Genomic DNA, 21,724 nt, shown 5'->3' with positions numbered 1-21,724 from the left:
CATGGCAAAAAAATTAATAGGAATGTCCAGTCTAATTTTATTGCTTATTGTTTCTGGGTGTACTCCTTCGTTGGATAAAGAAACAGAAGTAATTCAAGACACTGAGAAAGAAACAACAAAAACAGTAGTCATTCCAAGTTTACAATTAGATGAAACTTACTACCGAACTTTACAGCCTTATGAGGAAAGTGCAAGTCGAGGGCTAGTCGTATCCAATCTTGCGACTAAATACGATATGAAAGAAGTAGAAAATGGATTGCTTCGAATTTCTCGAAATGAGTTTTCTCCAGATACGTATTTATTTCAAGAAGGCCAATATTTAGAAGGTAGCATGTTGAAGGATTGGTTAGCTAGAAGCAATCAAGAAGAAGGTGGTTTAAATCCAAGCGATGAGGGCTTGACAGGCGAAGAAAAAGCAAAAAAAGCTCCTGTTTATATTACGCATATTGTTGAACAAAACTATTTAAAACAAGAAGATAATACGGTAAAAGTTGCAGGTGTTTCAGTCGGACTTGCTTTAAACTCTATATACTATTATCAAAAAGAGCAATATGGAGCATGGTATGAGGAGCCTTTATCACAAGCGCAAATTGAAGAAAATGGAAAACGAATTGCTGAAGAAGTAGTTTCGCGTATGCGTAAAGACGAAGCTCTAGCAAATGTTCCAATCGTTGTTGGTTTATTCAAACAAAATAGTAAGAATGCAGTTGTTCCAGGGACATACTTCACCTATAGTGTAGCTCCGGGTGGAAAAAATGTTTCTGATTGGAAGCAGATTAATGAGGAATATATATTATTCCCTTCAGGAGAATCTAAAGAAAAATATCGTGATTTAGATACGATTTTCCGAAACTTTAAACAAGATGTGGAGATGTACTTTCCCAATTACACAAGTATTATTGGGACAGGATATTTTAAAGACGATCAGTTGCAGAAATTATCGATTAATATTCCAATTCAGTTTTATGGTACTGCAGAAATAATAGGTTTTACACAGTATCTTGCAGGATTATTAAAAGATCACTTTAATACTTCGTTAAATATAGAAGTTCAAGTAAATTCTTTGGATAGAGCGGAAGCATTATTGATTAAGAAACCAGGCGATGAAGACCCGACTGTGCATATATATTCACAATAAAAAGTGTCACTCTGTTCAACTAGTGTGAAAAATGATATGATATTGCTTATGGTTATTGAATTCGGAGGTGTAATTAATGGCGAATATTTCAAAAGAAGAAGTAAAGCACGTAGCACATTTGGCACGACTTGCAATTACGGAGGAAGAAGCAGAAAAATTTGCTCTTCAACTAGGTGCAATTACGGATTTTGCTGAACAATTAAAAGAGTTGGATACGACAAATGTAGTACCAACATCTCATGTTTTACCACTAGTTAATGTTATGCGTGAAGACAAAGCTAGTAAAGGATTAGATCGAGAAACAATGATGTTAAACGTAAAAGAACAAGAAGCAGGTCAAGTAAAAGTACCATCCATTATGGAATAAGAAGTGTGAGGAGGGAAACTAATGACGTTATTTGAACGTTCATCGAAAGAACTACAAGCTTTATTACATAAAAAAGAAATTACGATTACTGATCTAACGAAAGAAGCGTATGAAAGAGTCGCAGAGTTAGATGGAAGTGTAGAAGCTTTCCTAGCATTAGATGAAGAAAAAGCGCTAGCAAAAGCTACAGAATTAGACGAAATTCCTTTCGAAGAACGTGGGCCATTGTTTGGTTTACCTATCGGAGTAAAAGATAATATAGTGACAGAGGGTTTAGAAACAACTTGCGCAAGTAAAATTTTACAAGGATTTAATCCAATTTATGACGCTACTGTCGTGAAAAAGCTACGTGCAGCAGGAATGGTAACAATCGGAAAGCTAAATATGGATGAATTTGCAATGGGTTCTTCAAATGAAAACTCAGCATATAAAACAACTAAAAATCCATGGGCATTGGACCGTGTTCCTGGTGGTTCTTCAGGTGCATCTGCAGCAGCAGTAGCAGCAGGGGAAGTACCTTTCTCATTGGGTTCTGATACAGGTGGTTCTATTCGTCAACCAGCGGCTTATTGCGGTGTTGTTGGTATGAAACCAACATATGGTCGTGTATCTCGGTTTGGATTAGTTGCATTTGCATCTTCTCTAGACCAAATTGGACCAATCACTCGTAATGTAGAAGATAACGCACTACTTTTAGAGGCGATTTCTGGTCTTGATGCCAACGATTCTACTTCTGCTGACGTTGATGTACCAAATTTTGCTGCAGCTTTAACTGGAGATATTAAAGGTCTACGTATCGCTGTTCCGAAAGAATATTTAGGAGAAGGCGTTGGAGAAGCGGCTCGTCAATCCGTTTTAGACGCGTTGAAAGTATTGGAATCTCTTGGAGCAACCTGGGAAGAGGTTTCCTTACCACATTCTAAATATGCTTTAGCAACATACTATATTCTTTCTTCATCTGAAGCATCCTCTAACCTTTCTCGTTTCGATGGTATTCGTTATGGTTTCCGTGCAGAGAATGTACAAAACTTGATGGATCTTTACAAAGAAACTAGAGCTCAAGGATTTGGAGATGAAGTTAAACGTCGTATTATGCTTGGAACTTATTCTTTAAGTGCAGGGACTTACGATGCATATTACAAAAAAGCGCAACAAGTTCGTACATTGATTAAAGAGGATTACGATAAAGTGTTAGCAGATTATGATGTTATTATCGGACCTACTGCCCCAACACCAGCATTTAAAATTGGTGAGAAGGTTGAAGATCCATTAACGATGTATGCAAATGATATCTTAACTATTCCCATTAATCTTGCAGGTGTGCCTGCTATTTCTATTCCATGTGGATTTGAAAATGGGCTACCGCTTGGTTTACAAATTATCGGAAACTACTTTGATGAGTCGACAATTTATCGCGTAGCTCATGCTTACGAGCAAGCGACTGATTTCCATAAACAAACTCCTCAAATTTGGGAGGGAAAATAACATGAACTTTGAAACAGTAATTGGATTAGAAGTACACGTAGAGTTGAAAACAAACTCAAAAATCTTCTCATCCGCACCTAACCACTTTGGTGCAGAACCAAATACAAATACAACAGTAGTCGACCTTGGATATCCAGGAGTACTACCGGTGTTAAATAAAAACGTAGTCGATTATGCTATGCGTGCAGCTCTTGCATTAAACATGGAAATCGAGCAAAATACAAAAATGGATCGTAAAAATTATTTCTATCCTGACAATCCGAAAGCTTATCAAATTTCACAGTTTGATAAGCCAATCGGTAAAAATGGATGGGTTGAAATTGAAGTAAATGGGGAAACAAAGCGTATTGGTATTACTCGTCTTCATATGGAAGAAGATGCAGGGAAATTATCGCATGCAGATGGTTACTCTTTAGTGGATTTCAATCGTCAAGGTACTCCACTTGTTGAAATCGTATCAGAACCAGATATTCGTACACCTGAAGAAGCGTATGCTTACTTGGAAAAAGTAAAGTCTATCATTCAATATACAGGTGTATCCGATTGTAAAATGGAAGAAGGGTCTTTACGTTGTGACGCTAACATTTCTATACGTCCATATGGACAAGAGGAATTTGGTACTAAAACAGAGTTGAAAAACTTAAACTCTTTCAACTTTGTACGTAAAGGGCTTGAGCATGAAGAGCTACGTCAAGCACAAGTACTAACTTCAGGTGGAATCATCGAGCAAGAAACTCGTCGTTATGATGAGAAAACAGGTAAGACGATTCTTATGCGTGTTAAAGAAGGTACAGATGACTATCGTTATTTCCCAGAGCCTGATTTAGTGGATATTGTAATTGATGATGCTTGGTTAGAGCGTGTACGCTCAGAAATACCAGAACTTCCGGACGCTCGTAAAAAACGTTATATCGAAGAACTAGGATTGCCTGCGTATGATGCAATGGTTCTAACATTAACAAAAGAAATGTCCGATTTCTTTGAAGAAACAATTGCCCTTGGAGCTGACTCGAAACTGGCTTCCAACTGGTTAATGGGTGAAGTTTCAGCTTACTTAAATGCAGACCAAAAAGAATTGAAAGATACTAAATTAACTCCATCTAATTTAGCTGGAATGATTAAGTTAATTTCAGATGGTACCATTTCTTCTAAAATTGCGAAAAAAGTATTCAAAGAGCTTGCAGATAACGGCGGAGAAGCAGAAGAAGTTGTAAAAGCTAAAGGCTTAGTACAAATTTCAGACGAAGGCGCACTTCGTGAAATCGTAATTACAACTCTGGATGCCAACCCACAATCTATTGAAGACTTTAAAAACGGTAAAGACCGTGCAATCGGTTTCCTTGTTGGACAAATTATGAAAGCAACAAAAGGACAAGCTAACCCACCACTTGTAAACAAAATCTTACAAGAAGAAATTGTAAAACGCTAAATAATCTAGACCGACTCGAAATGAATATTTTGAGTCGGTTTTTTTTGTGAAATATTTTATGGAGCTATCCGATTATGAGGGGGAATCACCCGATTATTAGGAGGAACCATCCGATTATTCAGAGGAGCCAACCGATTATAGGAGGAGCCAACCGATTATCTGGGAGAACCATCTGATTAAAAGAGGGGTTCGACCGATAATGAGAGGAATTCAACCGATAATGAGAGGGATTCGACCGATTATATGAGGAGCCAACCGATTATTGAGAAGAACCAACCGATTATTGGGAGAAGCCAACCGATTATCTGGGAGAACCACCCGATTATCAGCAGGAACCATCCGATTATTCGAATAGACCATCCCATTTTCACATGAAACCAACTAATTTGAATTAGCCGACTGAACGAAGTATACTTAAAAATAAAAGGGGGTTTCTCAAATGCCTACAGAACAACAATATTTTGACGAAGCTAAATCGCTTACACAATACATGGATGATATGACGACGAAAAAAGAGGAATCATTTAGTATTTACGAAAAATTTGAGGTTCCTGCTGATGATGAGTTTATCACAGTATTAAAGGATAAGAATCCACATATACTTGTAATTACAGAAGACTGGTGTGGGGATGCTATGATGAATAATGCAATTCTGCGTAGAATTTCGGAAGCAGCCGATATCGAAGTACGAGCTGTCTATCGCGATGAGAACCTTGATTTGATCGATCAATATTTAACGAACGGTGGTCGTTCCATTCCCGTTTATTTATTAATAAATAAAGATGGAGAAGTAATTTCTAAATGGGGACCTCGTGCAGAAAAAGTTCAACAATATGTAATGGAAAATAGAGAAAAGTTCCCACCTAAAGAAGATCCAACATTCGAAGAAACTCAAAAAGCGTTCTTTGAGCAAATGACAAAAGAATTTGTCGAGAACAAAGACTTCCATTTAGCTGTTTACGAAGATATTCGTAGCAACTGGTTACAAGCACTACAAAAATAAAAACAATTAAAAGCAGTTGGAGTCGGCATTAGTCGGCTCTTTTAATGTTCATAGAATGGAACCTTTTATTAAGAGATATTGTCTATATCACATGAAGAAATTGTAAAGTGGAAAGGAAATCTATATGAAACGTGCACGAATCATATATAATCCAACTTCTGGCCGAGAGCTTTTTAAAAAGCACTTACCTGAAGTTCTGGAAGCTCTAGAAATAGCGGGCTACGAAACGTCTTGTCATGCTACAACAGGTGAAGGAGATGCCATAGAAGCTGCAAAGAAAGCGGTTCAAAGAGGCTTTGATTTAGTTGTTGCTGCCGGTGGAGATGGAACGTTGAATGAAGTAGTGGCAGGAGTAAGTGAATTTGAAAATCGACCAAAAATTGGACTTATTCCTATGGGAACTACAAACGATTTTGCGAGGGCGGTACATATTCCACGCGATATCCATAAAGCGGTAGATATTATAGTTAAAGGTGACACAATTCCAGTAGATGTGGGTAGAGTAAATGGTCGTTATTTTATTAATATTGCAGGTGGCGGAAGAATTACAGAGCTCACATATGAAGTTCCAAGTAAGTTAAAAACGATGCTTGGCCAGCTTGCGTATTATTTAAAAGGAATAGAAATGTTACCTTCGATTAATGCTACTAAAGTGAAGATTGAATACGATGGGGAAGTTTTTGAAGATGAAGCAATGATGTTCTTGGTTGGGTTAACCAATTCTGTCGGTGGCTTTGAAAAACTCGCACCAAATTCAAGTATAAATGACGGTAAATTTACATTGTTAATTTTAAAGAAATGTAATATTGCCGAATTTATTCGCCTTGCTACCTTAGCAATCCGAGGTGAGCATTTAAATGATCCACTAGTTATTTCTGAGAAAGCTACCCATATAACGGTGACTTCTGAGGATAAAGTACTGCTAAATTTAGATGGGGAGTATGGAGGCAATATTCCAGCGACCTTTGAAAACTTATATAGACATGTAGAAGTTTTTGTACCAATTGATGAAATACGTGAACAAGATAGACCTTAAATAAACCCAGCATGCTTATTTAGAGCATGCTGGGTTTTATTTTATTCACTTTAGTTATATTTTACCGGGATTAGGTTATAAATTAACTAAGAAAGGGAATGGTATTGTGTGTTGAAGGAGGAAGGTATGTATAAAAAACAAGAAAAATATTTAATGTGGCTAGCTTTTATTGTGGCTGGGATTATGATACTGTCCATTATGGGTAGAATATTTGGTAGTTAAGGAGGTTTAATAGATGGGAAATGAAGAAGCTGTATTTTTTAGTCGTGTATTAACTGAAATGACCTTATCTTTTCATATTATTTATGCAACCATCGGTGTAGGCGTACCTTTAATGATTATGATTGCCCAGTGGGTGGGCATAAAGAAAAATGATGAACATTACATATTACTAGCAAGACGATGGGCGAGAGGATTTGTCATTACTGTTGCAGTTGGTGTAGTAACTGGAACAGCTATAGGAATGCAGCTTTCTTTACTATGGCCGAACTTTATGGAACTTGCAGGTCATATTATTGCACTTCCGTTATTTCTGGAGACATTTGCGTTCTTTTTTGAAGCTATTTTCCTTGGAATTTATTTATACACATGGGATCGATTTGAGAATCAAAAGAAGCATTTATTATTACTTATCCCTGTAGCAATTGGGGCATCGGCTTCCGCTGTATTTATTACTATTGTAAATGCATTTATGAATGCTCCACAGGGATTCGATGTAGTAAACGGAGAGTTAGTCAATATTAGCCCTTTATTAGCAATGTTCAATCCTGCGATGCCTACAAAAGTTGCTCACGTAGTCGTAACTGCTTATATGACTGCTGCATTTGTTTTAGCAGCAATAGCAGCTTTCCGTTTATTAAAAGGTTCAAATCATATATATCATAAAAAAGCATTGTATTTAACGATGAAAGTTGGACTTATATTTGCAATTGCTACTGCCATCATCGGTGATTTTTCAGGAAAGTATTTAGCAGAATACCAACCTGAAAAATTAGCAGCGGCAGAATGGCATTTTGAAACAGAAGAAAACGCACCGTTAATATTGTATGGGGTTATGGATGACGGCGAGGTGAAATACGCCATTAAGATTCCGTTTGCTTTAAGTATACTTGCACACGGAAATCCGACAGCTGAAGTAATCGGTTTGGATCAATTCCCAGAAGATGAGATACCACCATTATATATTCATTATTTGTTTGACTTAATGGTGACGATCGGAATGGGAATGGTTGCTCTTTCAGCTTTGTACTGGTTAGGGAAGCTAATAAAATGGTCATTCGTCGATACAAAGTTTTATCGTTGGCTAATAGTCTTAGGTGGACCAGCATCCATTATTGCAATAGAAGCAGGCTGGTGGTTAGCGGAAGTAGGAAGACAACCTTGGATTTTAAGAGGACTCATGCGGGTTGAAGATGCTGCAACAACAAGTGCACATGTAGATACGATGTTAGTTTTGTTTGCTGGATTATACATTGTTCTTGGAATTGGTAGTGTAGTAGTACTAACACGTATGTTTAGAAAAAATCCAGTGGAACAAGAGCTAGAGGATCGACATGCTGAGAGAGGCGGTGATTTTTCATGACATTAGAGATCATCGGAATTACCGTGTTATGGACGTTTTTATTTGGTTATTTGATTGTAGCCTCCATTGACTTCGGCGCTGGCTTTTTTAATGCATATAGCTTACTAACAGGAAGGCAGCATATTTTAACGAATATTATTCAGCGTTATTTATCACCTGTTTGGGAAGTAACGAATGTGTTTCTCGTGTTCTTCTTTGTAGGAATAATTGGCTTTTTCCCGAAGACAGCATACTACTATGGAACGACCTTACTAGTACCAGCAAGTATTGCGCTCATTTTATTAGCAATCCGCGGTTCGTATTATGCGTTTGAGACATATGGCTCTAGAGGACATAAAGGTTACTCATTTATGTATGGACTAGCGGGACTATTTATACCGGCTGCTTTGTCCATTGTATTGACGATTTCTGAGGGCGGATTTATTACTATGGTAAACGACGCACCAGTTTTGGATTACAATGCTTTATTTACAAGTCCTTTAACTTGGTCGATTGTGGTACTTAGTTTATCTGCAGTTCTGTATATATCAGCGGTATTTTTAACTTGGTATGCCAATAAAGCAGGAGATAAAGAAGCAACTAAACTAATGCGAAAATATGCATTAGTTTGGGCATTTCCGACAATTATAACTGCGCTAGGAATCATGGTAGAATTACGTTCGCATAACCCTGAGCACTATGCTAATCTGTTGGAAATTTGGTGGGCGTTTGGTTTATCTTTTCTATTATTTATAGGTACCGTTTGGCTTTTATTTAAAAAACGTAGTTACGGCAAAGCGTTTTGGTTACTTGTTGGCCAGTTTTTAATAGCATTCTTTGCATATGGATTTGCTCATCGCCCCTATTTGTTATATCCGTACCTAACTATATACGATAGCTTTACAAATGAAGCGATGGCGATTTCCTTAATCATTGCATTCATTTTAGGGTTTGCGCTATTAATCCCATCTCTGTATTTATTATTACGTCTATTCCTGTTCAATAAAGATTATATTCGAGGTAAAAAAGACAATCACGCATAAGGAGGAGTTCGCATGGCTGACTTTCTGATATTTTATGCACCATTTATAGTACTGATCGGATCAATAATTGTGGCGTTTTGGGCTGCTTCTAAGGATGGAGCAGTATCTGACAAATAAAGAAGGTTCTTAGGGACTGTAGAAGAACTCGTAGAATTTTGAGTTTTTCTATAGTCTTTTTCTATTTGAATAAATCCATGAAACATTATTCCAGGAGTCCTATTTCAAGCGGATAAAGTTCAATATGTTAAAATAAGAATAGGAATAAAATGAAGGGCGGAAATAAAATGAGATACGATGTTTTACTATTTGATTTGGATGATACGCTATTAGACTTTGGAATGACCGAACAGAATGCGTTTAAAGTTTTGTTTGAGGAATATGGATTTCCAAATGGACTAAACGATTATCTTGCAAGTTACAAAGCTATTAGTAAAGTATTGTGGGATGATTTGGAGCATGGTCGCACAACTCTTGCAGAGCTTAAAGTAGAGAGATTTAAACGTTTATTTATAGAGCATACGCTTGATATAGATCCAGCAGATTTTGGTCAGAAGTATATAGAAAATTTAGGAAAAGAAGTTCATATGATTGACGGAGTCGAGGAAATGTTTGCGGGCCTAACTGATTGTAGATTTGCGCTATTAACAAATGGTTTTAAAGATGCACAACATGCTAGAGTAAGTGGTTCGTCGTTAAAGGATTTATTTGAAGCTGTTATAACATCAGAAGAAACTGGTTTTCAAAAGCCTCAAAAAGAAATTTTCGAATATACGTTGGATAAACTTCAAATTTCAGATCCTTCAAGCGTTTTAATGATTGGCGATTCGCTAACATCTGATATTCAAGGTGGAAATAATTTTGGTATTGATACTTGCTGGTTTAATCCAAAGAGAAAGCAGAACCTAACTGACATTAAGCCGACTTTTGAAATCAATTCATGGTCAGAGCTATCTTATATCATTAACAAGCAAGTGGTAGAAATGAAATAATGCAAAAGAACCTCTATATTGAGGTTCTTTTTTTGCGGGATAGGGCTTAGTTGGAATAATTCGTTGATTAGTTGGAAAAATAGGAGCTTAAGTTGGAAAAATAGTTAATTACTGAAAAGCATTGTTCCGGATGGTATAATAAATCAATCAAAACTAGAACGGAGAAATAAAGTGAATACACCAGTAACGAAAAATGATCGCCTTACAGTTCATATAGAAGATTTAACACATGACGGAGCAGGAGTTGCGAAAGTCGATGGATACCCACTATTTATCCAAGGTGGCTTGCCGAACGAGACTGCAGAAATTCATGTGCTTAAAACATTAAAAAATTATGGATTTGCTAAATTAATTAATATTGTAGAACCGTCTCCATTTAGAGTAGAGGCACCATGTCCTGTTTTTGGAGAATGTGGAGGCTGTCAATTACAGCATTTATCATATGAAGGACAGCTCGCATGGAAAGAAAATATGGTTCGAAATGTCATGAAGCGTATTGGAAAAATAGATGTTCCTGTCCTTCCAGTAAAAGGAATGGATAAACCTTGGGAATATCGAAATAAATCCCAAATACCGTTTGCACTGGAAGATGGACAAGTACTAGCTGGTTTTTATCAATCTAAAACTCATCGTATTGCGGATACTTCCACATGCTTAATTCAATCAGATGAAGCAGATAGATTGATGCGTGCAGTGAAAGAAAAAGCATTAGAGTTAGATTTAGTTCCTTATAATGAAGAATCGAAAAAAGGCCAATTACGCCATCTTGTTGTTAGAAAAGGTAGAGCAACAGGAGAAGTAATGGTCGTCTTAGTTACCAAACATGCAAAACTCTCAAAAAGAGATGCCATCATTGAGTTGATTCGTGAGGTTGAACCGAAAGTCACATCTATAGTGCAAAACGTGAACACACGTAATACAAATGTGATTTTCGGTGATGAAACGAATGTACTTTGGGGCAAAGCAGTTATCGAGGATTTAATCGGTAATGTACGTTTTGAAATATCTGCAAGGTCCTTCTATCAGGTAAATCCTGAACAAACAGAAGTTCTTTATAAACAAGCGCTCGATTACGCGCAGCTTTCAGGAGATGAAACGGTAATTGATGCTTATTGCGGAATCGGTACAATTTCTTTATTCCTAGCACAAAAAGCAAAACAGGTGCTAGGTGTAGAAATCGTCCCACAAGCAATTGAAGATGCGAAAAGAAATGCTGAGTTAAATGGATTTACCAACACTTACTTCGAGGCTGGGCCTGCAGAAGTAGTCATACCAAAATGGTATAAAGAAGGTAAGAAAGCAGATGTACTAGTAGTAGATCCACCTAGAAAAGGCTGTGACGAAGCACTGCTAAACACGATTATTGAACAACGCCCGAAAAGAGTCGTTTATGTATCTTGTAATCCAGCGACGCTTGCTCGTGATCTCCGTATATTAGAAGATGGTGGCTATAAAACAAAAGAAATTCAACCAGTAGATATGTTTCCGCAGACGACACATTGTGAAGCGGTTGCGTGGTTGGAGTTAGTTTAATTAAATAAATATAAAAGCAGACAATTTAGAAATACGAACATGTACTTTCTAAATCATCTGCTTTTGCTGTTAAACGAGAGGATTTGAATTCAAATGAAAGAAAATTTTTGGCAGGATTTACCGAAACCATTTTTCGTACTTGCACCAATGGAAGATGTGACAGATGTTGTTTTTCGTCACGTAGTAAGTGAAGCCGGTCGACCGGATGTATTTTTCACAGAGTTTACAAACTCGGATAGCTATTGTCATCCAGAGGGCATGAAAAGTGTGCGTGGCCGTTTGATTTTTACAGAAGATGAACAGCCAATGGTGGCACATATTTGGGGGGATAACCCCGAATATTTCCGTCAAATGAGTATTGGCATGGCAGAGATGGGATTTAAAGGCATCGATATTAATATGGGCTGCCCAGTACCGAATGTGGCCACGAGAGGGAAAGGTAGTGGCCTGATTCTGCGTCCAGACGTTTCAGCTGAACTTATTCAAGCAGCAAAAGCAGGCGGACTGCCTGTCAGCGTGAAAACGCGACTTGGATATAATGATGTAAATGAGTGGGAGGAGTGGCTAACGCATATTTTAAAACAGGATATTGCGAACCTTTCTATTCATTTACGTACAAGAAAAGAAATGAGCCAAGTTGATGCGCATTGGGAGCTAATTCCGGAAATCAAAAAATTACGTGACCGTATCGCACCAAATACGCTACTAACAATCAATGGTGACATTCCTGACCGTCAAACTGGGATGCAGCTTGCTGAACAATATGGTATTGATGGCGTTATGATCGGGCGAGGTATCTTTAAAAATCCTTTTGCTTTTGAAAAAGAGCCAAAAGAGCATAGCAGTAAAGAGTACCTTGATCTTTTAAGACTGCAGCTTGATCTTCAAGATCAATATGCGGAAGTACTACCACGTTCGATCACAGGACTTCATCGATTTTTCAAAATTTATGTCAAAGGATTCCGTGGAGCTGGTGAATTAAGAAATCAATTGATGAACACGAAATCAACAGATGAAGTGCGTGCATTGCTCAATAACTTTGAATCAAACAATGTTGATTGACGTTGGACGGTAGAATGATGTAACCGCAAAAAGAGAGCTTATTAAGCAGTGAATTGGCTGGAATGAATGTGGTATTGAACCCACCAGCACAACATGTGTTGCCACATACACTCTGCACATTGTGAAGCAGTCGCGTGGTTGGAGTTGAATAAGTAAATATACTTTTTAATTAGATTCTAATTTCGTAAAAACTATTACGAAATTAGAATTTTTTTATTGGATTTATTTGAATGGAGTAGATTTGAATCTATGACGAGGTGTGTAATTTTCCCGCCAGATTTCACGCGTACCCTAAGAAGTGTATTCTCTTCAGATATGAAATCGAAGTCTTTCAAAGTTTAAAAAATTCTGAAGATTTAACGAATGATTTTCCCTTTTAGTGTATAGTTAGAGTAAATCATAGTGTGTTAATTGGAGGGACGTACAATTGAATAGGATTATTTTATCGACAGAGAGTGGAGCGGATTTACCAAAAGATTTAGCTGACAAACATGCTGTTCAGGTGGTACCGATGCATGTCATCATGGATGGACATGACTATTTAGATGGTGATCTATCCGTAAAAGAAATTTATGACTTTCATAATCGCACAAAAAAGATACCATCTACAACTGCCACTAATGTTCATGAATATCATGAGTTTTTTACGAGAATTAGAAAAAATTATCCTGATAGCATCATTATTCACATTGGTTATACATCAAAAGCATCTTCTTCCTTTCAAAATGCGTTAATTGCAGCAGAAGATTTTGAAGATCTTTTCCTAATTGATGCTTTGAATGTTACGGGTGGATTAACTGCAATTGTGATGGATGCTGTTACTATGCTAGAGAAAGAACCTGCAATTGAACCTTTGCAATTCATAGAAAAAATAAAATCAAAGGTTCCTAAATCAAGATTGGCTTTCGTACCCGGCAGCTTAGAATTTTTAAGAGCTGGTGGACGCGTTAGTAATATTGCTTACCTCGGCGGGGCATTGTTAAAAATAAAACCTTGTATTGAATTAATAGAAGGGAATCTTGTCTCAATTAGAAAATACCGTGGGGAAATTAGTGGAGTTGCTGAAAAACTCATGCGAGATTATTTAAATCAATATAATATTGATAGAGAACAACTTTATTTTATATACTCAATCGGACTCAATGAAAGTATCAAGCAGCGGATGAATGAAATCGCAAATCAATCAGGTTTTGAAAATGTAATATGGATTCAAGCAGGCGCTATGATTTCTACTCACTCTGGACCTGGGGGCTTCGGCATTGCAGGTCTTGAACATTAGAAACAGTCCTGAAAAAACATCCTTTACATATAAAATTATTTATAATTAGCAGTCGCGTGGTTGGAGTTAGTATAGTTTTAATCAAAAGCGGATTCCTATATTGGAATCCGCTTTTGATTTGATAATTTAATAAATACTTACTGATTTTTAAGAGTCGTTATTTTTGACGCTTTAAGCAAAATATCCATTCTATAAGAATAAATAAAGGTACGATAAGAGAAAAAAGTACTTGACAGAAGTCCGAACGTAATGTATTATATAATATCTCTGTAAAAATTATAGTAAAATTATATTTTACCAAATTAATCTATTAATGTAAAACTTAATTTTTAGAGTAATAGGAAGGTGAAAAATGGAAAGTTTAGATAATAAAAAAGCTGTCTTTTTAAACAAGTTTTTTGGTTTTTATTTATTTGCCGTTTTCATGCTATGGATTAAAACATATATCACACAAGTAACACAGTTTAACTTAGGGGTAGAAGGATTCCTTCAACAATTCCTTTTACTATTAAATCCATTGGGTTCAGCTATGTTGTTTCTTGGAATTTCATTCATTTTCAAAGGACGGGGGAAATATGCATTACTTGTTGTAATTTACTCTCTTATGTCCATTCTTTTATATGCAAATGTAGTTTATTATAGATTTTTTAGTGACTATATTACATTACCAACGATTACTCAAACGCAAAACTTTGGAGACTTAGGCGGCAGTGTTATTTCTTTATTAAAACCCTACGATATATTGTTCTTTATCGATGTATTTTTGTTGATTTACCTATGGTTATCTAAAAAAATACAAAAAGATAATAGTAAAATTAGATACAAAAAAGCAATTGCAGTGATTGCTTTTGCAATAGGAATATCTGCTTTAAATTTAGGACTAGCTAACGCTGATCGTCCACAGTTATTAACTCGTGGTTTTGATAGAAACTATATTGTTAAGTATATAGGAATGTATAACTATACGTTATATGACGCTACTGAAACTATTAAGGCGTCTTCAAAAAGGGCTTTAGCTGATAGCGATGATATAACAGAAGTTATTAACTTTACAAAATCTAACTATGCGGAACCTAATCAAGAATATTTTGGCGCAGCAAAAGGAATGAATGTCATCTATATCCATTTGGAGTCATTCCAAAACTTTTTGATTGACTATAAATTAAACGGTGAAGAAGTAACACCATTCTTAAATTCATTAACAAAAGATCCGAATACACTATACTTTGATAACTTCTTCCATCAAACAGCTCAAGGTAAAACTTCAGATGCTGAATTTATGCTTGAAAACTCTTTATTTGGTTTACCGCAAGGATCTGCATTTATTACAAAAGGTCAGAATACGTATCAAGCAGCTCCTGCAATATTAAAAGAGGATGGCTATACATCTGCTGTGTTTCATGGAAATAGTGGAAGTTTCTGGAACCGTAATGAGATTTATAAATCATTCGGCTATGACCATTTCTTTGATGCTAATTATTATGACACTAGTTCTGAAGAAGATATGGCTGAATATGGTTTATTGGATAAGCCATTCTTTGAACAATCATTAGATCTAATGAAAACTTTACCTCAACCTTTCTATTCGAAATTTATTACGGTTGGGAACCATTATCCATATAAAATGAATCAAGACCTAACAACAATTGGTAAAGCTAATACTGGTGATGCAAGTGTAGATGATTATTTCCAAACTGCTCGTTATGCGGATGAAGCAATTGAACAGTTCATTGATGAATTAAAAAAGTCAGGCTTATATGATAACAGTATGCTTGTTTTTTATGGTGACCATTACGGTATTTCCGAAAATCATAATAAAGCCATGGAACAAATCATTGGAAAAGAAATTACACCTTATGAAAGTGCTAATTTACAACGTGTGCCATTAATTATTCACGTTCCAGGAATGCAAGGGGAAGTCAATCATACTTACGGAGGACAAATAGACCTTCTTCCAACCTTATTGCACTTACTTGGAATTGAATCACAAAATTATGTTCAATTTGGTACCGACATATTATCAAAAGAGCATAATGAAGTAGTAACGTTTAGAAACGATGATTATGTCAGTCCTACTATCTATTCAATTGATGGGAAATACTATGATGCTAGAACTGGTTTACCAGTAGATGACGCAAATCAATTAGAAAAAGCGAATAAGTACCAAATGCAAGTAGATAATAAATTACAAATTTCTGATAAAGTTGTGAATGGTGACTTATTGAGATTCTATTCACTGGCAGGATTTACTAAAGTCGATCCTTCTCAGTACAATTATAATAAGGATTTAACAGAAAAAGCTGATAACGAAAAAAAATAGATTTATTTCGATGAGGAGTAAGCTATCAAAAGAATGTTTTTTGATAGCTTACTCCTTATTGATTTTCACTCACTTTTTTTACTTACTAAATAAATTTTAGAAACCCACCAACATTCTTTTGTTGCTCCATACACACTGTACATTGTAGGGTGGTTGCGTGGTTGTAGTTAATATAGTAATGAAAAAAAGAACGAATTCCCGACGGAGGAATTCGTTCTTTTTGCTTGTTAAGGAGAGTGTGTCTCGTATTTTAATTTAAATGAGAGTAACTAACCATATGCTAGTTGTCCTTATGTAGAGTTTTATGCTACTTGTAACGGATTAACAAGGTATAGTGTATATGGATTTTACCTTCGTGAGTACAAGTAATTTTTTCAACTAATGAATAAAGGCTTTGTTGGCCAATTGAGTCTCTTAATAGTTATGTCGTTAAAAAGCTCTTTCAATAAACCAAACGAGTCCAAAGGCTAAGATTGCCACTGAAGCTCCCGGAATCACCCATGTAGCTGGTTTAACAGTTAATTTCTTTAACCACAGAAGGATAGGGAATACGATGGCTACAATAATCAGTTGTCCAATTTCAATCCCGATATTGAAAGATAATAGAGACGTGGCTAGGTGACTTCCATCTAATCGCATTTCTGAAAGAATTCCTGCAAAACCAAATCCGTGGATGAGACCAAAGGCAAAGGCAAGCCATGGCTGCTGCTTTGAGTCAGGGTTAAAAATATTAATAAGTGCTACGTAAATAATACTCAACGCAATTGTAGCTTCTACCAATCTACCTGGTAACTGCACAATATCTAATGTTGCAAGAATTAGAGTTATACTATGGGCAATAGTAAACGCAGTTACCAAAGTGAAATTATTTTTGATGGTCTTTGCTCCAAATAATAAGCTAATAACAAACAGAATATGATCGTAGCCTGTAAAAATATGCTCTAAGCCAAGTAAAAGAAACTGTGTTGCAGTTTGAACAAAACTCACTTCACCGATTTCAAGCTCTCTTGACTCGAAACTAAGAACTCCTTCTTGTTGTCCGCCATCTAATTTAACCGTTGCATAATTGGCGTGACTTGGATCTGAATCATCTAGAAACATATTATAATCTAAGACTAGCTTTTCAGGTTTGTCTTCTAATTGGTATTTTAGGTTCATGACAGCAAACTGTTTGTCATTAATTGTTTCAACATCAGATGCTTCAAGCGTTCCTTCTACTTTTACACTATCCGCATAAAGTTCAATACGAGAATTGACATAATCCTGAACTATTTTCGTATCAAATAATTGCTGCTGTCCCATTTCTAGATTTATGGCATGACCAAGTTCTGTGAGGTCAACCTTCAGTTCATAATTGATATGATTATCATTTACCTCAATAAGAGAGTAACCTTCACTATTATTGGTATGAGCATAGGCAGAAGGGGATTGAAGGGTAGTGGTAATTGAAAGAATTAATATAATAATTAAATATAGCTTTCTCATAAAATCTACTCCATTTTCAATTGATTCTTTATAGCATTTAATAATGAGAAAAGACAAGGAGGACTTTGTCTCCTCGTCTTGTACTAGTTTTATAGATTATTTAGCAGTTTTGATAAACACTGGGTTAGAGTAGAACCAAAGATCTGTCCATGGATCTTCACCGCGAGGGTCTGTTTCGGGTTCTAATTGATCCGTATTCGTACCACGTAAACGGATATAGCTGTCTTTATCAACATTATCTAAAGTATAAGAAATCTCAATGTATTCTCCATTTTTTGTCCAATCTTCTTCTGTGAAGCGTTTAGCAACTTTGGTAGTTGGGTTTGTCGCAGTTGAACGATCTTCTACTTTACCAGTAACTTCACCCATAATTAAGTCAACACGTTTTACCTCTGGTGTATCTCCATTGGCATTTGCGGCATTTGGATCTTTGATGCGAATTGTTACCGTTACATCTTTAGATTTCCCTGGTATTGTAAGAGTTTCTCCTAAAGTCGCTGAATTTCCTTTAGATTGAGCAAAGATAGGAGATTTTCCACCTGCTTGCACTTTCACATCAAGTTCAGAAATTAGGTCACCAGTTGTAACATATACATTCCCACCACGAAGGCTTTCCATAATATCGTCGTAGTCTTTCTCAGCTTTTACATAAGTTTTAGAATATTCACCTGGCCAGAAGTCACTACCACCTTCACGCCAGTTAACATGTGAATCTGAAGTTGCTGTAATCCACCAGTGTCTTCCTTCACCAAGCATAGAATCCCATAGACCGCCGACTTTAGCAGCCATTTGATCATAACCGCCCATTGTTGGGTAGTTACCATATGAACCACGAGCGCCATCATCAAGTTCGCCATCTGGAGTTAATGCTGCGGCTTGATGGCCAGGAGCACCTTCCATCCCTATGGAGATATTAGGAGCTAAATCGTTCCAATTACGGAATTCCTCGGGTGTATCTTGCCCCCATTCGCCATCACCTTTTGCTGAACGTGATGGATGGTGGGCGATATGAATTGGCTGCTCGTCCTCATCCAACTCAGTTAACATATAGTTTAAAGCTTCAATCATTGTAGATTCAGTATCTCTACTACCATCATTTGGGTATGGTTCGCGTTTATTAAATTGACTTTCAATATCAAAAAGAATTTGTGATTCGTTATCCACTTTAGGAATCATCAATGTACTATGGTCTGCAGCAGGTGTATCAAACTCCATTCCATAGAATTGAATTAATTCTGGATATGCTTCACGCGATTTTAATAGTTCAGGATAAGCTTGCTCTAAATTTACCTTTGAATGGTTAGGACCACCATGATCCGTTGTCATAACCCATTCGAGTCCATATTCTGTTGCTTTTTCTGCATTTTTCATAATTGGGTAAATAGCATCTCCAGCTTGAATAGGTGTCGGAGGATTTGTAGAGTTATCCCAACCAACACTCCATTCGCTATGGACGTGATGATCACCTGCAACCCAAGTCGCATTACTTTGTTTTACTTCTTCTTGTGTTAATTGTTTTGCTGCTACTGTTTGGCTATTATTATTAGTAAAAGCTTGAGTAGTAAAAGCTGTAGCAGCAAGAACGGTTGTTGCGATTAAAGGAATTGCTTTTTTTGCTCTTTTTTTCATTTGAAAGTTCCTCCTAAAATTATTTGTCCAACGGTTTGAATTATAGGAAGTAAATATATATATGAGGTTACTGGAACGTAAATATAGTGTAAATGTTGCGTTTTTTAAGAAAAATGGTAAAATTCTATCATTTGATCATAGGGCATATGGAATAATATTGATTTTGTATATGAGGGATAAAGTATTGAGGATTATAAAAGGAATTCTGAAATTGGAATTACAATAGGAGATAAAAACTATTAGAGTAAAGGATATGGTTTTTCTGCAATAAATGAGAGGATATCTAGTATTTACATTCAAATTACATAAATAATGTATATTTTGAAAGTAACAAAGCATCTAGTAGATATGTGATTTATTATTGTTTTATAAGTTCATAAAGTAGAAGTAATAAGTGGATATCTTCGTCATATTTCACTTTACCGAGCTTTCAGTTCCGAGTAATAATGGAGCTTATTACAAAGTTGTATTTGGTATAGGATAGGTTTTAGTGGTCAAGATGCTACAAAAGTTGAATTATTTATTAAAAAGAAATATCATACAGCATTTAAACTGAAAAAGATGGTTGAATTTGTGTATCTAACACCTTATGATAGAGTGTGCTCGCTTTAAAGCGAAGCGTAAAATGTATGAGAGAATAAGAGCTACATATTTATAGATTTATGAAAAAGTACACTGATAAACGATTAATGAAGAGATTTGTGAAGTATTTATCTCTCTTTGATATGTAAGGAGTACTAGGAGGTTTTATGAGTAACTTATACGAAAAAAGAAACAAAATAGTAATCCCTTTTCTAATCGCTGCCTTCGTCGGACTGTTTAACGAAACGGCATTAAATATGGCGTTTGTTGAGATAAGTAAGGGTTTTGGCATTGAAACTTCAACGGTACAATGGTTAACAACAGGATACTTGCTCGTATTAGGTGTTTTTGTACCTGTATCTTCCTTTTTAATGCAGCGTTTTACAACAAGGCACTTATTTGCTGCTTCATTATCTTTATCGATTTTAGGTACTTTTATTGCAGCCATTGCCCCAAGTTTTTCGATTCTATTAATTGCTCGTATCGTCCAGGCATTAGGAACCGCGATTATTTTACCATTAATGATGACAGTTATTTTAATGGTATATCCAGTTGAAAAACGTGGAGCTGCAATGGGGAAAATTGGTCTTGTCATTGTATTTGCACCAGCTATTGGTCCGACACTAGCGGGGGTAATTTTAGAAAAATTCTCATGGCATTTTATTTTTGGTGTAACACTACCATTTTTACTTATTGCAATTTTAGTTGGTCTAAAATTCATTGAAAATGTTAGTGAAGTACAGCCGACTAAGCTAGATGTATTATCATTTATTCTTTCAACAATCGGTTTTGGTGGCGTCGTTTATGGATTCAGTATTTCAGGTGAATTAGGTACATTTATGACAACTGAAGTTTATATTGCAGTAGGAATTGGTTTACTTGCTTTAGTATTATTTGCAATTCGACAATTCAGGCTTGAAACACCTATGCTGAATTTAAAAGTATTTAAGTACCCAATGTATACACTAGGCTTGTTAATTATTTTAGCTTTAATGATGACATTGTTATCGGTTATGGTCCTTTTACCAATTTACTTACAAAATGTATTATTACTTGCGCCGATGATCGCAGGATTATTACTGTTACCAGGTGGCGTAGTAAATGCCTTTATGTCGGTTGTAGCAGGGAACCTATTCGATAAATATGGTCCAAGGTTGATAGTACCATTAGGACTTGGTGTAACAATAATCGGTTTATTCTTCTTACGTATGATCGATACAGACACGTCAAATTTAACAATCATTATAATGCATATATTATTACTTATTGGGATTTCCTTTATAATGATGCCGGCTCAAACAAACGGCTTAAATCAATTGCCACGTGAATTATATACAGATGGCACTGCAATTATGAATGCATTACAACAAGTATCTGGTGCAATTGGTACAGCAATCGCAGTAACGGTAATGTCGATTACAGCAAAAGGATATGAAAATCCATTAACAGGTTTAGTTGAAGGGGTACAAAATTCAATATTACTTGGATTAATCATATCTGTTATTGCCTTTGTTCTTTCGCTCTTCTTTAAGCGTGTAACGACAATAAAGGGGTACTAATCAAGAAGCTACCAATCAGAGAAGCTCTCCATGAAAAGCGCATAAGTAAATGGGGAGGGAAAGCTTGATTTATTTTGGTAATACAATATTTGAAACTTCCTAGTTTAATAAAAGGCTATGTAAAGATAAATTTGCCAGCGAAGTAAGTGTAGCTTTCGTTAGGAAGGATTTATTGAAAAATAAGGACAAAAGGAAAACTTTAGATTCTACATTTGAATTATAAA

Annotated in this window: 17 protein-coding genes; 15 read left to right on the top strand and 2 right to left on the bottom strand. The window is 36.0% G+C overall.

Annotated elements, in window-relative coordinates; genetic code table 11:
- The first annotated feature begins 1 nt into the window (after position 1).
- The 14 genes from WAX74_RS11805 to WAX74_RS11745 all read left to right on the top strand — a co-directional run bounded on the left by WAX74_RS11805 (position 2) and on the right by WAX74_RS11745 (position 16,245).
- Positions 2 to 1,138, top strand: a complete 1,137-nt coding sequence (locus WAX74_RS11805) for a CamS family sex pheromone protein (protein ID WP_336497859.1) — start codon at positions 2 to 4, stop codon at positions 1,136 to 1,138.
- A gap of 76 nt (positions 1,139 to 1,214) precedes the next feature.
- Positions 1,215 to 1,505, top strand: a complete 291-nt coding sequence (gene gatC, locus WAX74_RS11800) for an Asp-tRNA(Asn)/Glu-tRNA(Gln) amidotransferase subunit GatC (RefSeq protein WP_336497858.1) — start codon at positions 1,215 to 1,217, stop codon at positions 1,503 to 1,505.
- A gap of 21 nt (positions 1,506 to 1,526) precedes the next feature.
- On the top strand, positions 1,527 to 2,990 hold the full coding sequence (gene gatA / locus WAX74_RS11795; protein WP_336497857.1) for an Asp-tRNA(Asn)/Glu-tRNA(Gln) amidotransferase subunit GatA: 1,464 nt from the start codon (positions 1,527 to 1,529) through the stop codon (positions 2,988 to 2,990).
- A gap of 1 nt (position 2,991) precedes the next feature.
- Positions 2,992 to 4,419, top strand: coding sequence for an Asp-tRNA(Asn)/Glu-tRNA(Gln) amidotransferase subunit GatB (gene gatB, locus WAX74_RS11790; protein ID WP_336497856.1), 1,428 nt, complete (start codon positions 2,992 to 2,994; stop codon positions 4,417 to 4,419).
- Positions 4,420 to 4,858: 439 nt separating this feature from the next.
- Positions 4,859 to 5,422, top strand: a complete 564-nt coding sequence (locus WAX74_RS11785; protein WP_336497855.1) for a thioredoxin family protein — start codon at positions 4,859 to 4,861, stop codon at positions 5,420 to 5,422.
- A gap of 124 nt (positions 5,423 to 5,546) precedes the next feature.
- Entirely contained in the window at positions 5,547 to 6,458 is a 912-nt protein-coding gene (locus WAX74_RS11780) for a diacylglycerol kinase (protein WP_336497854.1), read from the top strand.
- A gap of 235 nt (positions 6,459 to 6,693) precedes the next feature.
- The gene (locus tag WAX74_RS11775) at positions 6,694 to 8,040 is read left to right on the top strand and encodes a cytochrome ubiquinol oxidase subunit I (RefSeq protein ID WP_336497853.1); all 1,347 of its coding nucleotides are present in this window, start codon (positions 6,694 to 6,696) and stop codon (positions 8,038 to 8,040) included.
- Entirely contained in the window at positions 8,037 to 9,062 is a 1,026-nt protein-coding gene (locus tag WAX74_RS11770; RefSeq protein WP_336497852.1) for a cytochrome d ubiquinol oxidase subunit II, read from the top strand. Before WAX74_RS11775 ends, WAX74_RS11770 begins: the two co-directional genes overlap by 4 nt.
- Before the next feature lie 12 nt (positions 9,063 to 9,074).
- On the top strand, positions 9,075 to 9,179 hold the full coding sequence (cydS, locus tag WAX74_RS21005) for a cytochrome bd oxidase small subunit CydS (RefSeq protein ID WP_413788962.1): 105 nt from the start codon (positions 9,075 to 9,077) through the stop codon (positions 9,177 to 9,179).
- Between the two features lie 167 nt (positions 9,180 to 9,346).
- Positions 9,347 to 10,051, top strand: a complete 705-nt coding sequence (locus WAX74_RS11765; RefSeq protein ID WP_336497851.1) for a YjjG family noncanonical pyrimidine nucleotidase — start codon at positions 9,347 to 9,349, stop codon at positions 10,049 to 10,051.
- A 171-nt stretch (positions 10,052 to 10,222) separates the two neighbouring features.
- Complete coding sequence (rlmD, locus tag WAX74_RS11760; protein ID WP_336497850.1) at positions 10,223 to 11,584, top strand: 23S rRNA (uracil(1939)-C(5))-methyltransferase RlmD; 1,362 nt, start codon at positions 10,223 to 10,225, stop codon at positions 11,582 to 11,584.
- Between the two features lie 93 nt (positions 11,585 to 11,677).
- Entirely contained in the window at positions 11,678 to 12,646 is a 969-nt protein-coding gene (locus tag WAX74_RS11755) for a tRNA dihydrouridine synthase (RefSeq protein WP_336497849.1), read from the top strand.
- 427 nt (positions 12,647 to 13,073) lie between these two features.
- Complete coding sequence (locus WAX74_RS11750; protein WP_336497848.1) at positions 13,074 to 13,925, top strand: DegV family protein; 852 nt, start codon at positions 13,074 to 13,076, stop codon at positions 13,923 to 13,925.
- A gap of 352 nt (positions 13,926 to 14,277) precedes the next feature.
- The gene (locus tag WAX74_RS11745; RefSeq protein WP_336497847.1) at positions 14,278 to 16,245 is read left to right on the top strand and encodes an LTA synthase family protein; all 1,968 of its coding nucleotides are present in this window, start codon (positions 14,278 to 14,280) and stop codon (positions 16,243 to 16,245) included.
- A 429-nt stretch (positions 16,246 to 16,674) separates the two neighbouring features.
- Here WAX74_RS11745 and WAX74_RS11740 read toward each other — a convergent pair whose 3' ends face one another.
- Together WAX74_RS11740 and WAX74_RS11735 are read right to left on the bottom strand one after the other, a co-directional pair.
- Positions 16,675 to 17,730, bottom strand: coding sequence for a HupE/UreJ family protein (locus WAX74_RS11740; protein ID WP_336497846.1), 1,056 nt, complete (start codon positions 17,728 to 17,730; stop codon positions 16,675 to 16,677).
- A gap of 96 nt (positions 17,731 to 17,826) precedes the next feature.
- Positions 17,827 to 19,359, bottom strand: coding sequence for a phosphoesterase (locus tag WAX74_RS11735; RefSeq protein ID WP_336497845.1), 1,533 nt, complete (start codon positions 19,357 to 19,359; stop codon positions 17,827 to 17,829).
- A gap of 749 nt (positions 19,360 to 20,108) precedes the next feature.
- Between WAX74_RS11735 and WAX74_RS11730 the strand changes: the two genes are divergently transcribed.
- A complete protein-coding gene (locus WAX74_RS11730) occupies positions 20,109 to 21,500 on the top strand; it encodes an MDR family MFS transporter (protein WP_336497844.1) in 1,392 nt (463 codons plus the stop codon).
- Positions 21,501 to 21,724 lie beyond the last annotated feature (224 nt).

This window comes from Psychrobacillus mangrovi (assembly GCF_037104765.1).
Lineage (GTDB): Bacteria > Bacillota > Bacilli > Bacillales_A > Planococcaceae > Psychrobacillus > Psychrobacillus mangrovi.
This window is presented reverse-complemented; position numbering and strand designations above follow the sequence as displayed.